10 protein-coding genes are annotated in these 14,718 nt (G+C 68.9%); 4 read left to right on the top strand and 6 right to left on the bottom strand.

The features are described 5' to 3' along the window. The 4 genes from JOZ00_RS07200 to JOZ00_RS07185 all read right to left on the bottom strand — a co-directional run. A partial coding sequence (locus tag JOZ00_RS07200) for an endolytic transglycosylase MltG (protein ID WP_293341731.1) occupies positions 1–701 on the bottom strand: 701 nt, incomplete at its 3' end. Beyond that, positions 694–1,188: a Holliday junction resolvase RuvX gene (gene ruvX, locus JOZ00_RS07195; RefSeq protein WP_293341728.1), complete on the bottom strand. Its 495-nt coding sequence runs from the start codon at positions 1,186–1,188 to the stop codon at positions 694–696. The genes JOZ00_RS07200 and ruvX, both read right to left, overlap by 8 nt. Next, complete coding sequence (alaS, locus tag JOZ00_RS07190; protein ID WP_293341725.1) at positions 1,189–3,891, bottom strand: alanine--tRNA ligase; 2,703 nt, start codon at positions 3,889–3,891, stop codon at positions 1,189–1,191. 140 nt (positions 3,892–4,031) lie between these two features. Beyond that, positions 4,032–4,421, bottom strand: coding sequence for a secondary thiamine-phosphate synthase enzyme YjbQ (locus tag JOZ00_RS07185; RefSeq protein ID WP_293341734.1), 390 nt, complete (start codon positions 4,419–4,421; stop codon positions 4,032–4,034). Between the two features lie 180 nt (positions 4,422–4,601). Between JOZ00_RS07185 and JOZ00_RS07180 the strand changes: the two genes are divergently transcribed. Continuing rightward, complete coding sequence (locus tag JOZ00_RS07180) at positions 4,602–5,225, top strand: hypothetical protein (RefSeq protein ID WP_293341723.1); 624 nt, start codon at positions 4,602–4,604, stop codon at positions 5,223–5,225. Here JOZ00_RS07180 and JOZ00_RS07175 read toward each other — a convergent pair. Then, entirely contained in the window at positions 5,222–6,583 is a 1,362-nt protein-coding gene (locus JOZ00_RS07175; RefSeq protein ID WP_293341721.1) for a replication-associated recombination protein A, read from the bottom strand. The genes JOZ00_RS07180 and JOZ00_RS07175 overlap by 4 nt on opposite strands. A gap of 135 nt (positions 6,584–6,718) precedes the next feature. Between JOZ00_RS07175 and JOZ00_RS07170 the strand changes: the two genes are divergently transcribed. Genes JOZ00_RS07170 through JOZ00_RS07160 form a run of 3 tightly spaced genes read left to right on the top strand, consistent with a single transcriptional unit; the run spans position 6,719 to position 13,781 of the window. Then, entirely contained in the window at positions 6,719–7,762 is a 1,044-nt protein-coding gene (locus tag JOZ00_RS07170) for a hypothetical protein (protein WP_293341718.1), read from the top strand. Between the two features lie 53 nt (positions 7,763–7,815). Next, the gene (locus JOZ00_RS07165; RefSeq protein ID WP_293341715.1) at positions 7,816–11,130 is read left to right on the top strand and encodes a transglutaminase family protein; all 3,315 of its coding nucleotides are present in this window, start codon (positions 7,816–7,818) and stop codon (positions 11,128–11,130) included. Next, positions 11,130–13,781 (top strand): circularly permuted type 2 ATP-grasp protein, encoded by a 2,652-nt coding sequence (locus JOZ00_RS07160; protein ID WP_293341712.1) that lies wholly within the window; start codon positions 11,130–11,132, stop codon positions 13,779–13,781. Before JOZ00_RS07165 ends, JOZ00_RS07160 begins: the two co-directional genes overlap by 1 nt. On the opposite strand, the gene JOZ00_RS07155 is transcribed toward JOZ00_RS07160, so the two are convergent. Further along, positions 13,782–14,718: putative zinc-binding metallopeptidase (locus JOZ00_RS07155; protein WP_293341709.1), on the bottom strand; the 937-nt coding region annotated here is incomplete at its 5' end. It abuts the gene before it with no gap.

The raw sequence follows: 14,718 nt of genomic DNA, 5'->3' as shown, positions 1-14,718 counted from the left end.
TCGATCCGGCGGTGGTCCTTGGCGAGCTCGTTGACGGGTTCGACGGCCCACGGCGGCACCGCCAGCGCCTGCAGCGAGCTGTTGGTCGCCGCCGCGCGCAGGTCCTCGACGGTGACGCAGCGGTGGTCGCCGTCGAGGTCAACGCAGGTGGCCCGGGAGATCAGGCTGAGGATGCCGGGGTTGACCTTGTTGGTCTTCATGTCCGTGGTGTCGTCGAGCTGGCGACCTTCCGGGATGACCAGCCGCCCCACCCGGTTCTTCGGATCGGTCAGCCGCGCGACGGCGTTCGACGCCGAGATCTCGGTGCGCAGGCGGTAGAAGCCGGGCTGGATCGAGTTGATCCCGCTGTTGCCATGCGCGGCGTTGACGAACGCCCGAACGGTCTTGACCACCTGCTGGTGCTGCAGAGTCTCCCCGACATTGGTGGTCGAGTCACCGGATTGGACCGCAATGACGACGTCGCGCTTGCCTGAGCCGGAGTAGTCGTCGCCGGAACCGAACGCCAGGTGCCAGAGTTTGGCGCCCACCAGAACCCCGCCGAGCACGATCACCACGATCAGCGCAACCACGATCCGGTTGGCGTAGCGGCGCCGCTTGCGCCCCCGCTCGGCCTTGTTCCGGGCCACCCGGCTGGGCTTTCGCTTCGTCGTCGGCCCGACCGTCTCGGGTTCGGCCCGTTCGCGCCGTGCGCTGTCAACCATCCGTGAGCCCCCTGCGGCGCTGATCCAGCCAGCTCTGCAGGATCGCCACGGCCGCGGCCTGGTCGATCACCGCCCGCTGCTCCTTCGAGCGGACACCCGCCGCGCGCAACGACCGCTGCGCGCTGACGGTGGTCAACCGCTCGTCGGCCAGCCGCACGGGCGTGGGCGCAATCCGGGCGGCCAGCGCCTCGGCCACCTCGATCGCGTCGAGCGCCGAGGGACCCGTGCGGTCGGCGAGGGTTCGGGGCAGCCCGACCACCACCTCGACCGCCTCCAGCTCGGCGGCCAGCGCGGCCAGCCGGCGCACGTGTCTGCCGGAACGTTCACGCCGCACGGTCTCGACCGGGGTCGCCAGAATGCCGTCGGGGTCGCTGCAGGCCACGCCGATGCGCACGCTCCCGACGTCGATGCCGAGCCGTCTCCCCCGCCCCGGATCCTGGTCAGGGTCGCCGGGCCGGTCGGGCACGCGATGCTGTACTGAAACCACTCAACCGGCCCGTGCTATCACGCGGATCTCGGAGCGAAGTGCGTCGAGCGCTGCGTCGATGCCGCTCGGGTCCTTTCCGGAGCCCTGCGCCAGGTCGGGCTTGCCGCCGCCGCGGCCTTCGACCGTCGCCGCCAGCGGCTTGATCAGGTCGTTGGCCCGGATCCCGAGATCCTGCGCGGCGGGATTCGCCGCGATCGCATAGGGCACGGTCCCTCCCTCGCCCTCGGCTATCAGCGCGACGACCGCGGGATCGCTGCCGAGCTTGCCGCGGATGTCGCCGACCAGGGAACGCAAATCCGCCGCCGTCATCGCCCCGGACATGCGCTGCGCCACCACACGGACGTTACCGATACGCTCCGCGCCGGCCGCGGCGTTGGTCGCGGCGGCCCGTGCGCCCGCCAGCCGGGCGCGTTCGAGTTCCTTCTCCGCGGCCTTCAGCCGCTCCACCAGGCCGGCCACCCGGGCGGGCACCTCAACGGATGGCACCTTCAGCGACGACGCCAGCCCGGCCATCAGTGCGCGCTCCTTGGCCAGGTGGCGGAACGAGTCGAGACCGACATAGGCCTCGACGCGTCGGACGCCGGAGCCGATCGACGATTCCCCCAGGATGGTCACCGGCCCGATCTGCGCCGAGTTGTGCACGTGGGTTCCACCGCACAGCTCTAAAGAGAACGGCCCGCCGATCTCCACGACCCGCACCTCGTCCGGGTACGCCTCGCCGAACAGGGCCATCGCCCCCATCGCCTTGGCCTTCTCGAGCTGCTCGGTGAACGTGTGCACCTCGAAGTCTGCCTGGACGGCCTCGTTGGTCACCTCTTCGATCTGGGTGCGCTGCTCGTCGGTCAGCGGCCCCTGCCAGTTGAAGTCGAACCGCAGATAGCCCGGACGGTTCAGCGATCCCGCCTGAACAGCGTTGGGCCCCAGCACTTGTCGTAGCGCGGCGTGCACCATGTGGGTGCCCGAGTGCCCCTGGGTGGCACCCCGTCGCCATTGCGGGTCGACCGCTGCGACGACGGTGTCGCCCTCCACGAATTCTCCGGACTCGACGTTGACCCGGTGCACGAACAAGGTTTTGGCGATCTTCTGGACGTCGGTGACCGCCGCGCGGGCGCTCTCACCGGTTCCCGTCCCGCTGATGGTGCCCGCGTCGGCGATCTGCCCCCCGGACTCGGCATACAGCGGGGTGCGGTCGAGCACGAGCTCGACGCGATCGGCCGTCTCGCCACCGTGTGCGACCACCGGCACCCGCTTGCCGTCGACGAAGATGCCGAGAATCCGCGCCTCGGAAGTCAACTCGTCGAAGCCTGTGAATTCGGTGGGGCCCGCGTCGACCAGCTCGCGGTAGGCGGTCAGGTCGGCGTGCGCGTGCTTGCGCGAGGCGGCGTCGGCCTTGGCGCGACGGCGTTGTTCGGCCATCAGCTCGCGGAAGCCGACCTCGTCGACCCGCAGGCCGGCCTCGGCCGCCATCTCGAGCGTGAGCTCGATCGGGAAGCCGTAGGTGTCGTGCAGGGTGAAGGCGTCCGAACCGGAAATCGCTTGAACGCCAGAGGCTTTGGTGGCGTCGGCCACCTCGTCGAACAACTTCGAGCCAGACGCCAGCGTGCGGTTGAACGCCGTCTCCTCGGCGACCGCGATGCGCTTGATCCGGTCGAAGTCGGTGACCAGCTCGGGATACGACGGACCCATCGCGTCGCGCACGGTGGTCATCAGTTCGCCCACGATGGGTCCCTCGATGTCGAGCAGCTTGGCCGAACGGATCACCCGGCGCAGCAAGCGGCGCAGCACATAACCGCGTCCGTCGTTGCCGGGCGTGACGCCGTCGCCGATCAGGATCGCCGCCGTGCGGCTGTGGTCGGCGATCACCCGGTACCGCACATCGTCGTCGTGATTGCCGGCGTCATACGGACGCGCGGCCACCGAAGCCACTTTGTCGATCACCGGCCGCAGCAGGTCGGTCTCGTAGACGTTGTGCACGCCCTGCAGGATGAACGCGACCCGCTCGACACCCATGCCGGTGTCAATGTTCTTGTGGGGCAACGGCCCAAGGATCTCGAAGTCGGCCTTGCCGGTGCCCTGGCCGCGCTCATTCTGCATGAACACGAGGTTCCAGATCTCGATGTAGCGGTCCTCGTTGGCGACCGGGCCACCCTCGACGCCGAACTCCGCGCCGCGGTCGTAGTAGATCTCCGACGACGGGCCGCATGGGCCAGGGATGCCCATCGACCAGTAGTTGTCTTCCATGCCGCGGCGCTGAATACGCTCGGCGGGCAGCCCGGCGATCTCCTGCCACAGCTGCACGGCCTCGTCGTCGTCGAAAAAGACCGTCGTCCAGATTCGTTCGGGATCCAGGCCGTAGCCGCCGTCTTCGACGCTGTTGGTCAGCAGGGTCCAGGCGAGCTCGATGGCACGACGCTTGAAGTAGTCGCCGAACGAGAAGTTGCCGGCCATCTGAAAGAACGTGTTGTGCCGGGTGGTGATGCCGACCTCGTCGATATCGGGCGTGCGGATGCACTTCTGGATGCTCGTCGCGGTCTGGTACGGCGGTGTGCGGGCGCCCAGGAAGTAGGGCACGAACTGGACCATGCCCGCGTTGACGAACAGCAGATTGGGGTCGTCGAGGATCACCGATGCGCTCGGCACCTCGGTGTGGCCCGCTTTCACGAAATGATCAAGAAACCGCTTCCTGATCTCGTGTGTCTGCACTTTCTCGTCCGCTTCCTTCAGTTTGTCTCGAGTTGTTTCCAGGTCCGCTCCCAAGCCTATTAGCCGGGAAATGGAAGGCTGTCTAACGACGCATGTCGACCCGCAAACAGTACCTGCTCTGTTGCCTCGTCTTTGGGCCGCTAACCCTCCAGAAAGCTCAGCCGAACGCCGCGTTGCGGGTTGTCCCGGTTCAGGTCCACCAGGACGATGCTCTGCCAGGTGCCCAGCATCGGCTCACCGGCCGAGACCGGGATCGTCACCGACGGCGAGACGATCGCCGGCAGCACGTGGTCGGCGCCGTGTCCCGCGGAGCCGTGTGAGTGCCGGTAGCGGTCGTCGCGCGGCAACAGTCGTTCCAGCGTGTCGACCAGGTCGTCGTCGGAGCCGGCGCCCGTCTCGATGATGGCCACCCCCGCCGTCGCGTGCGGAACGAACACGTTGCACAACCCGTCGCCGCGCGACCAGCAGAACCCGCGCACCGCATCGGTGAGATCGACGATGCGGCGACGGGAGGTGTCCACGTCCAGCACATCGGTATGCATCCGGACAAGCCTACGGCGCGGCCGTTGCGACCAGCCAATCCTTTGTGAGCGCGGCCACAACCTGAGAAGCCGTCCAAAGTCATTGCGGCGTGCGCCGGCCAGGAGGAAGGTGACAAGTGGACCGGTGGCGCCACCGGGGCGCTGCCCCAACTTCAGGAGGGGTCGGTCGTGTACGCACGCTCTACCACCATCCAGGCGCAACCCTTGTCGGTCGACATCGGAATCGCGCACGTCCGCGACGTCGTCATGCCCGCGCTGAAGGAGATCGACGGGTGCGTCGGACTGTCGCTGTTGGTCGATCGGCAGTCGGGCACCTGCATCGCCACCAGCTCGTGGGAAACCATTGAGGCGATGCGTGCCAGCGCCCAGCGGGTCGCCCCCATTCGGGACCGGGCCGCGCTGATGTTCGACGGCAGCGCACGAATCGAGGAATGGGACATCGCGCTGCTGCACCGCGACCACCCCTCCCGCGAGGGCGCGTGCGTGCGGGCCACCTGGCTCAAGGTGGTGCCCGATCAGCTGAGCCGATCCCTGGACTTCTACCGGATGTCGGTGCTGCCGGAAATGGAGGACCTCGACGGGTTCTGCAGCGCCAGCATGATGGTCGACCACCCCGCGTGCCGGCGGGCGGTCTCCTGCTCGACGTTCGACTCCATGGAGGCGATGGCCCGCAACCGCGACCGGGCGACCGAATTGCGCAGCAGGCGCGTCCGGGAGCTGGGTGCCGAGGTGATCGACGTCGCCGAATTCGAGCTGGCGATCGCCAGTTTGCGGGTGCCCGAGCTGGCTTAGCCCCTGTCGCGCCTGCCGCGGACGATGGCGCGCAGCCGTTCCAGCCGCTGGGCGATGGCGCGCTCCGCGCCGTGGTCGGTGGGCCGGTAGTAGTCCGTGCCCACCAGCTCGTCGGGCGGATATTGCTGGGCGACAACGCCGTCGGGGTCGTTGTGCGCGTAGGTGTAACCCTGCGCGTTGCCCAGCGCCGCCGCGCCGGAATAGTGCCCGTCGCGCAGATGGGCCGGCACCAGACCGGCTTTGCCGGCCTTGATGTCATCCGTCGCCGCGCCCAGAGCGGTTGTCACCGCGTTCGACTTCGGCGCGGTGGCCAGATACGTGGTGCAGTGCGCCAGCGTCAGCTGAGCCTCGGGCATGCCGATCAGCGCGACCGTTTGCGCGGCGGCGACCGCGACCTGCAGCGCCATCGAGTCGGCCATCCCGATGTCCTCGCTGGCCAGGATCATCAGGCGGCGCGCGACGAACCGCGGGTCCTCTCCGGCGACCAGCATGCGCGCGAGGTAATGCAGCGCGGCGTCGACGTCGGAGCCGCGCACCGATTTGATGAACGCGCTGATGACGTCGTAATGCTGGTCGCCGTCGCGGTCGTAGCGCACCGCGGCTTTGTCCAGGGACTGCTCGATGGCGGTGACCGTCAGCTCGTCGCCGTCGGGCACCGCTTCGGCGGCCACCTCCAGCGCGGTCAGGGCGCGTCGCGCGTCACCGGCGGACAGCTGCACCAGCAGCTCGACGGCCTCGGACGCCACCGCGATCCGCCCACCCAACCCCCGCGGGTCCTCGATCGCGCGCTGCACCACGGTACGGACGTCGTCGGCGGTCAGCGGCTGCAACTGCAGGATCAGCGAACGCGACAGCAGCGGCGCCACCACGGAAAACGACGGGTTCTCGGTCGTCGCCGCGACCAGCAGCACGATCCGGTTCTCCACGGCGGACAGCAGGGCGTCCTGCTGGGTCTTCGAAAACCGGTGCACCTCGTCGATGAACAGCACGGTCTGCTCGCGGGAGAGCAGCGCTTGCCGCGCCTTTTCTATGACGGCCCGCACTTCCTTGACACCGGCCGACAGCGCCGACAACGCCTCGAACCGGCGTCCGGTGGCCTGGGAGATCAGCGCCGCCACCGTCGTCTTGCCGCTGCCGGGTGGCCCGTAGAGGATGGCCGATGCCACGCCCGAGCCCTCGACTAGGCGGCGCAGCGGCGATCCGGGCGCCAGCAGGTGGTCCTGCCCGACCACCTCGTCCAGCGAGTTTGGACGCATCCGGACCGCAAGGGGCGCACCGGACGACACGCCCAGGCCATGGTCCCTCGTCTGCGGCGTGCCGGGCAGGTCAAACAGACCGTCGGACACGGTTTTAGGCATACCACGGCGCGCGGACAGCCGGGTGGGGGCGGGCGCGGCGGCGGCAATACGCGCGCCCCGACCACATATTTGCTAAGTTCCGGTTGCCAAGTTCCGTGCGCGAGCCCATAGAGCGAATCGACAGCTAGGACGGACATGAGCCAGCCTCCCGAGTATCCAGGCAGCCCGGCCGACCCCCACGGCAGCGAACACCAACCCCCGGGCTACCCGCCCCCGCCGGGATACGGCCCGCCGCCCGGCCCGCCACCGGGATACGGCGCCCCGCCGCCACCGCCCCCGGGATACGGCCCACCGCCCGGCTACGGCGCTCCCCCGCCGCCACCACCCGGCTACGGCCCACCGCCCGGCTACGGCGCACCGCCGCCACCGCCGCCGGGGTACGGCCCGCCGCCCGGCTACCCCTCGCAGCCCGGCTACCCCTCGCAGCCCGGCTACGGCCAGCCCAAGCCCGCGTTCAGCGTCGGTGAGGCCGCCGGCTGGGCGTGGCACAAATTCACGAAAAACGCCGTGGCACTGATCGTTCCCGCGCTCGTCTACGGGCTGCTGATCGGCATCGCCTCCGCCGTGATCGGCATCGGTCAGGGCATGGGCGACACCACGTCGAGCTCTGACGATTCCGGCTTCATCTTCTCGACGAACGTCAGCGGCACCGGGATCGCCGTCTTGATCGTCGGCTACCTACTCGCCTATCTCGTCGGCGCTTTTGCCCAATCCGCATTCCTGTCCGGCTGCTTCGACCTGGCCGACGGGCGCGCGGTGACCATCGGTTCGTTCTTCAAGCCACGCAACCTGGGCATGGTGTTCCTGGCGGCGCTACTGGTCGGCGTCCTCTCCTTCATCGCCTCGGCCCTCTGCTTCCTGCCGGGCCTCATCCTTGGCATCTTCACCCAGTTCACCATCCCGTTCGTCATCGACCGCTCGCTGCCGGCCGTCACCGCGTTCACGTCCAGCTTCTCGCTCGTCTGGTCGAACTTCGCGAACGCTCTGCTGGTGTGGCTGGTGGCGGTCGCGGCGCTGCTCGTCGGTGCGCTCGCACTCGGTGTCGGCCTGTTGGTGGCGGTCCCCTTCGCCTCCCTCGTCATCGTCTACGCGTTCCGCAAGCTGACCGGCGGCCAGGTCGTTGCGGCGGATCAGCCCGGTTACCAGCCGGGTGCGCCGTCGGGGCCCGCGCAGGCGTAGGGCCCCTCCCCCGGTGCGCTGCGACCCTGTGGCGCTTGTGATGCAATCAGCGGATGAGCATCAAAGTTGCGCTGGAGCACCGCACCAGCTACACCTTTGACCGGCTGGTCCGGGTATACCCGCACGTCGTGCGGCTGCGCCCGGCTCCCCACGCCCGCACGCCCATCGACGCCTATTCGCTGCGCATCGAGCCCGACGACCACTTCATCAACTGGCAGCAGGACGCGGTGGGCAATTTCCTTGCCCGGCTGGTGTTTCCGAATCCGACGCGCCGGCTGACCATCACCGTCGGGCTCATCGCCGACCTCAAGGTGATCAATCCCTTCGACTTCTTCATCGAGGACTGGGCCGAGAAATGGCCGTGGGTCGGCTCGGGGTATCCCAAGGACCTGGCCGACGATTTGGAGCCGTACCTGCGACCGGTCGACGAGAACGGCGACGGCTCTGGCCCAGGCGATCTCGTGCAGGCCTGGCGGCGAAATTTCTCGGTGCCGGACGGGATCCGCACCATCGACTTGCTGGTGGCGCTCAACCGCGCGATCAGCGCCGACGTCGCGTACAGCGTGCGGATGGAGCCGGGCGTCCAGACACCGGATCACACCCTGCGCACCGGAATTGGCTCGTGCCGGGACTCGGCGTGGCTGCTGGTGTCCATCCTGCGCCAGATGGGACTGGCCGCCCGGTTCGTCTCCGGCTATCTGGTGCAGCTGGCGTCCGATGTCAAGGCGCTCGACGGACCGTCGGGCCCGGCCGCCGACTTCACCGATCTGCACGCCTGGACCGAGGTGTACATCCCCGGCGCCGGCTGGATCGGGCTGGACCCGACCTCGGGTCTGTTCGCCGGCGAGGGCCACATCCCGCTCGCCGCCACGGCGCAACCGGCATCCGCGGCGCCGATCAGCGGCGGCACCGAACCTTGCGCGTCGACGCTGGAGTTCTCCAATACCGTCACCCGCGTCCACGAGGATCCGCGCGTCACGCTGCCCTACACCGACGACGCGTGGCGCACGATCTGTGAGGTGGGCCAACGCGTCGACGAGCGGCTGACCGCCGGCGACGTGCGACTGACCGTCGGTGGCGAGCCGACGTTCGTGTCGGTGGACAACCAGACCGCCAAGGAGTGGACCACCGACGCCGACGGCCCGCACAAGCGTCGGCGGGCCTCCGACCTGGCTGCCCGCCTCAAGGCGGTGTGGGCCCCCAACGGGCTGGTCCAGCGCGGGCAGGGCCGCTGGTATCCGGGAGAACCCTTGCCGCGCTGGCAGATTGGTCTGCACTGGCGCACCGATGGACTGCCGCTGTGGACCGACGAGGCGCTGCTTGCCGATCCGTGGGGCGGCGAGCCGGAGAAGCCCGTCGACGGCGATGCGGCCTACGAGGTGCTCACCGGGGTCGCCGAGGGCCTGGGACTGCCGCTGTCGCAGGTGCGCGCGGCCTATGAGGACCCGCTGCACCGGCTGGCGGCCAAAGTGCGCCTGCCCAAAGGTGATCCGGTGGACGCCGGCGACGACCTCGAAACCGACGCCCCCGCCGGCCGCGCCGCACTCGTGGCACGCCTCGACGAATCGGTCACGGCCCCGGCGGCTTTCGTGTTGCCGTTGCACCGCCGCGACGACGAAGGCGGCTGGGCCAGCGCCGACTGGCGGCTGCGCCGCGGCCGCATCGTGTTGCTGCACGGGGATTCCCCGGCGGGTCTTCGGCTGCCGCTGGATTCGATCAGCTGGAAACCGCCCCGCGCGAGGTTCGACGTCGATCCGCTGACCGTCAGCGGCGAGCTGTCGACGGAATCCAGTAGCGCCGAGGTCGTCGACGACGACACCGCACCGCCGACCGCGATGGTCGCCGAGATCCGCGGCGGGCTGCTCTACATCTTCATGCCGCCCACCGCGGCGCTCGAACACTTCGTCGACCTGATCACCCGGGTCGAGGCCGCGGCGGCCAAGGCCGACTGCCCGCTGGTGATCGAGGGCTACGACCCCCCGCCGGACCCGCGGCTCAAGTCCACGACGATCACCCCGGACCCCGGCGTCATCGAAGTCAACGTCGCGCCCACCGCGAGCTTCTCCGAACAGAGCCAGCAGCTCGAAACGCTTTACGAGCAAGCACGATTGGCGCGGCTGTCCACCGAGTCCTTCGACGTCGACGGCAGCCACGGCGGCACTGGCGGCGGCAACCACATCACCCTGGGCGGCATCACACCCGCGGACTCACCGCTGTTGCGCCGTCCGGACCTGCTGGTCTCGCTGCTGACCTACTGGCAGCGCCATCCGTCGCTGTCCTACCTGTTCGCCGGGCGATTCATCGGCACCACGTCCCAGGCGCCCCGGCTAGACGAGGGCCGCGCCGAAGCGGTCTACGAAGTCGAGATCGCATTCGCCGAAATCGCCCGCCTGGCCGGGCGCGGCGCCACCAAACCCTGGGTCATCGACCGCGCCCTGCGCCACCTGCTCACCGACATCACGGGCAACACCCACCGCGCCGAGTTCTGCATCGACAAGCTCTACAGCCCCGACAGTCCCCGGGGCCGGCTCGGGCTACTGGAGCTGCGCGGCTTCGAGATGCCCCCGCATCTGCGCATGGCGATGGTGCAGTCGCTGTTGGTGCGCTCACTGGTGGCCTGGTTCTGGGACCAACCGCTGCGCGCCCCGCTGATCCGCCACGGCTCCAACCTGCACGGGCGATACCTGTTGCCGCACTTCCTGATTCATGACATCGCCGACGTGGCCGCCGACCTGCGCGCGCATGGCATCGCGTTCGAGACCAACTGGCTCGACCCGTTCACCGAATTCCGCTTCCCGCGCATCGGCACCGCGGTGTTCGACGGTGTGGAGATCGAGCTGCGCGGGGCGATCGAGCCGTGGACCACGCTCGGCGAGGAGGCCACCGCGCAGGGCACCGCGCGCTACGTCGACTCCTCGGTCGAGCGCATCCAGATCCGCATCATCGGCGCCGACCGGCACCGCTACGTGGTGACGGTCAACGGCTATCCGGTTCCGTTGCTGGCCACCGACAATCCCGACATTCACGTCGGCGGGGTGCGGTTCAAGGCGTGGCAGCCGCCGAGCGCGCTGCACCCGAGCATCTCGGCCGACGGCCCCTTGCAGTTCGAGCTGATCGACCTCACTAGCGGAACGTCGCGCGGCGGCTGCACGTATCACGTCGCCCACCCCGGCGGCCGTGCCTACGACGAGCCGCCCGTCAACGCCGTCGAGGCCGAGGCGCGCCGCGCTCGCCGCTTCGAGGCGACCGGCTTCACCCCCGGCAAGCTCAACCTGTCCGATATCCGGGAGAAGCAGGCCCGGATATTGACCGACGTCGGCGCGCCGGGCATCCTCGACCTGCGCCGCGTGCGTACCGTGCAGCAGTAATGGCGTTTGCGGACATGACATTCGGCCCGGGTGGACCGTCGGCGGCTGCTACCAACAGCTACGACGCCGACCGCCTGCTGGCCGGATACCGGGCCGCCAGCGCCCAGGAAGCCCTGTTCGACGTTCGGCACGGGCCCGCGGTCGGCTACGACGAATTCGTCGACCACGACGGCAACGTGCGTCCGTCGTGGATCGAGCTGGCCGACGCCATCGCGGAGCGTGGCAGGTTCGGGCTGAACCGGCTGCGTTCGGTGGTGCGCAGCCTTATCGACAACGACGGCATCACCTACACCGACGTCGCCCCGGACGGCCAGGGGCAGGAGCCGAGGCCCTGGAGCCTGGACACGCTGCCGATCGTGCTCTCCGCGACGGACTGGGAGGTGCTCGAAGCCGGGCTGGTGCAACGCTCGCAACTGCTCGACGCCGTGCTGGCCGACCTGTACGGTCCTCGCACCCTGCTGACCGAGGGAATCCTTCCGCCGGAGCTGCTGTTCGGCCATCCCGGTTACATCCGGGCCGCCAATGGCATCGAAGTGCCCGGGCACCACCAGCTTTTCATGCACGGCTGCGACGTCAGTCGGCGTCGGGACGGCGCCTTCGTGGTCAACGCCGACTGGACGCAGGCGCCGTCGGGCGCCGGCTATGCGCTGGCCGACAGGCGCGTGGTCGCACACTCGATGCCCGACCTCTACGAGCGAATCGCGCCGCGTCCGAACACGCCGTTCGCCCAAGCGCTGCGGCTGGCCCTGATCGACGCCGCACCCGACGTCGCCCAGGATCCCGTGGTGGTCGTGCTCAGCCCCGGCATCTACTCGGAGACGGCATTCGACCAGGCGTACTTGGCCACCCTGCTGGGCTTCCCGATGGTGGAGAGCGCGGATCTGGTTGTGCGAGAAGGCAAGCTGTGGATGCGATCGCTGGGCACCCTGAAGCAGGTAGACGTCGTGCTTCGCCGAGTGGATGCCGATTACACCGACCCCCTGGATCTGCGCGCCGATTCCCGGCTGGGGGTCGTCGGCCTGGTGGAGGCGCAGCGCCGCGGGACGGTGACCGTCGTCAACACCCTGGGTAGCGGCATTCTGGAAAACCCAGGGCTGCTGCGCTTCTTGCCCGCGATGGCCGAACACCTGCTCTCCGAGGCTCCGCTGCTGCACACCGCTCCGGTCTACTGGGCCGGCATCGACAGCGAACGCTCACACCTGCTGGCGAATCTGTCGTCCCTGCTGGTGAAGTCGACGGTTGGCCGGAAAACCATTGTCGGACCGATGCTTTCGTCTCTTCAGCTGGCGCAGTTGGCCGACTGTATCGAGACGGCGCCCTGGCAGTGGCTCGGCCAGGAGCTGCCGCAGTTCTCCTCGGCACCCACCGACCACACGGGCGTACTGTCGTCCGCCGGCGTCGGCATGCGGCTGTTCACCGTCGCCCAGCGCGGGGGCTACGCGCCGATGATCGGCGGCGTCGGCTACGTGCTGGCGCCCGGGTCCGCCGCGTACGGCTTGAAAACCGTTGCCGCAAAAGATGTCTGGGTGCGCCCGACCGAACGAGCGCGGGCCGAGACGGTGACCCTTCCCACGCTCGCGCCGGCGGCGAAGACGGCCGCGGGCACCTGGGGCGTCAGTTCCCCGCGTGTGCTGTCCGACCTGTTCTGGATCGGCCGCTACGGCGAGCGCGCGGAAAGCATGGCCCGGCTGCTGATCGTCGCCCGCGACCGCTTCCACGTGTACCGGCATCACCAGAACACCGAGGAAAGCGAGTGCGTGCCGGTGCTGATGGCCGCGCTGGGCCGAATCACCGGCACCGACACCGCGTCCGACGGGGATCAGGCCGAGATGATCGCCGTCGCACCCTCGACGCTGTGGTCCATGACTGTGGATCCGGGCCGGGCCGGATCCCTGGTGCAGTCGGTGGAGGGTTTGGCGCTGGCCGCCAGGGCGGTGCGCGACCAGATGTCCAACGACACCTGGATGGTGCTGGCGACTGTGGAGCGCGCGCTGGCGCTGCCCAGCGAACCGCCGGACTCGCTTACCGAGGCCGATCCCCTGCTGGCGACGGCGCAGGGACAAACGCTGGCCGGGATGCTCACCCTGTCGGGCGTGGCCGGCGAGTCGATGGTGCGCGACGTCGGCTGGACGATGATGGACATCGGCAAGCGCATCGAACGCAGCCTCTGGCTGACCTCGCTGCTGCAGGCCACACTCACGGTCGTTCGCAGCGCCGCCGCCGAACAGTCGATCATCGAGGCGACGCTGGTCGCTTGCGAGTCCTCGGTCATCTACCGGCGCCGCACGGTGGGCAAGGTCAGCGTCACCGCCGTGGCCGAGCTGATGCTGTTCGACCCGCAGAACCCGCGGTCGCTGCTGTATCAGGTGGAGCGGCTGCGCGCGAACCTCAAAGACCTGCCCGGGGCGTCGGGGTCGTCGCGCCCGGAGCGACTGGTCGAGGAGATCGGCACCCTGCTGCGCCGCTCGGTCCCGGCCGAGCTGGAGGCGGTCAGCGCCGACGGGCGCCGAGCCGAGCTGGCGGACCTGCTCGGTTCGGTGCACGCCGAATTGCGCGAGCTGGCCGAGATCATCACCACCACACAGTTGGCGCTGCCGGGTGGCATGCAGCCGCTGTGGGGCCCCGACGAACGACGCGTGATGCCCGCCTAGCTAGATGGCTACCGCGGCCGGCGTAGTCGACGTCACCTCTTCGATGACGTTGTGGATGAACTGCATCTTCTCGAGCACCGGCGCCGGCAGCACGAACGGATACAGATCGTCGTGGCCCATCGATCGATTGACCATGTTCAACGACCACGACAACGGCAACCACAGGTCGATGATGGCGCCAAAAGCGCTGGGGCCCAACGGCGGTCGGTCAAACGTCGCCGACGCGGGCGCGAAACCGGACCAGGCGCAGGTGTCCAGGGTGTCGCGGATATGCAGGTAGTGGGCGAACGTCTCGGCCCAGTCCTCGGCGGCGTGCATGGTGGCATACGACGACACGTAGGTTTCCTGCCAACCCTCCGGCGCGCCCTCCTGGTAATGGCGGTCCAGCGACTCCTGGTAATCGGCGTCGGGGTCACCGAACAACTCGTTGAACTGCTTCAGGTAATCGTTGGTAGTGACGAGGCGGTAGAAGTAGTAATGCCCGATCTCGTGGCGGAAGTGCCCGAGCAGGGTCCGGTACGGCTCGTCCATCTCGACCCGCAGCTGCTCGCGATGAACGTCGTCACCCTCGGCTAAATCGATTGTGATGACGCCGTTCTCGTGCCCGGTCATCACCTTTTCGTGCGCGCTGGACAGCAACCGGAACGCCAGGCCGGTTTCGGGATCCTTCTGCCGGTCGATGATCGGCAGCTTCAGCTCGTGCAGCTCGACGATCAGCCGCCGCTTGGCGGCCTCGGCCGCGGCGAACTCGGCGAGCCCGACCGTGTCGGCGTCGTTGGGCCGTTCGGTCGTCAGCACACACGACGGACAGAGCAGGCGCGGGTTGTTCACCGGGACCAGCCAATTGCACTCGGCCACCAGAAGATTCGCGCACAACTGATACTCGTCCGCGCTGACGAAGCCGGGCTGCCCACTCGCCTCGCCCTCGGCGATCACC

This window comes from Mycobacterium sp., from assembly GCF_019243155.1.
Taxonomy (GTDB): Bacteria; Actinomycetota; Actinomycetes; order Mycobacteriales; family Mycobacteriaceae; genus Mycobacterium.
The sequence above is the reverse complement of the archived record's forward strand: the minus strand, read 5'-3'. Positions and strand labels throughout refer to the sequence as shown.

Bases quoted from the DNA above. Each gene is read 5' to 3' on its own strand.
- JOZ00_RS07175 (WP_293341721.1), bottom strand. From the start codon at position 6,583: ATGCCTAAAACCGTGTCCGACGGTCTGTTTGACCTGCCCGGCACGCCG.
- JOZ00_RS07160 (WP_293341712.1), top strand. From the start codon at position 11,130: ATGGCGTTTGCGGACATGACATTCGGCCCGGGTGGACCGTCGGCGGCT.
- JOZ00_RS07170 (WP_293341718.1), top strand. From the start codon at position 6,719: ATGAGCCAGCCTCCCGAGTATCCAGGCAGCCCGGCCGACCCCCACGGC.
- JOZ00_RS07165 (WP_293341715.1), top strand. From the start codon at position 7,816: ATGAGCATCAAAGTTGCGCTGGAGCACCGCACCAGCTACACCTTTGAC.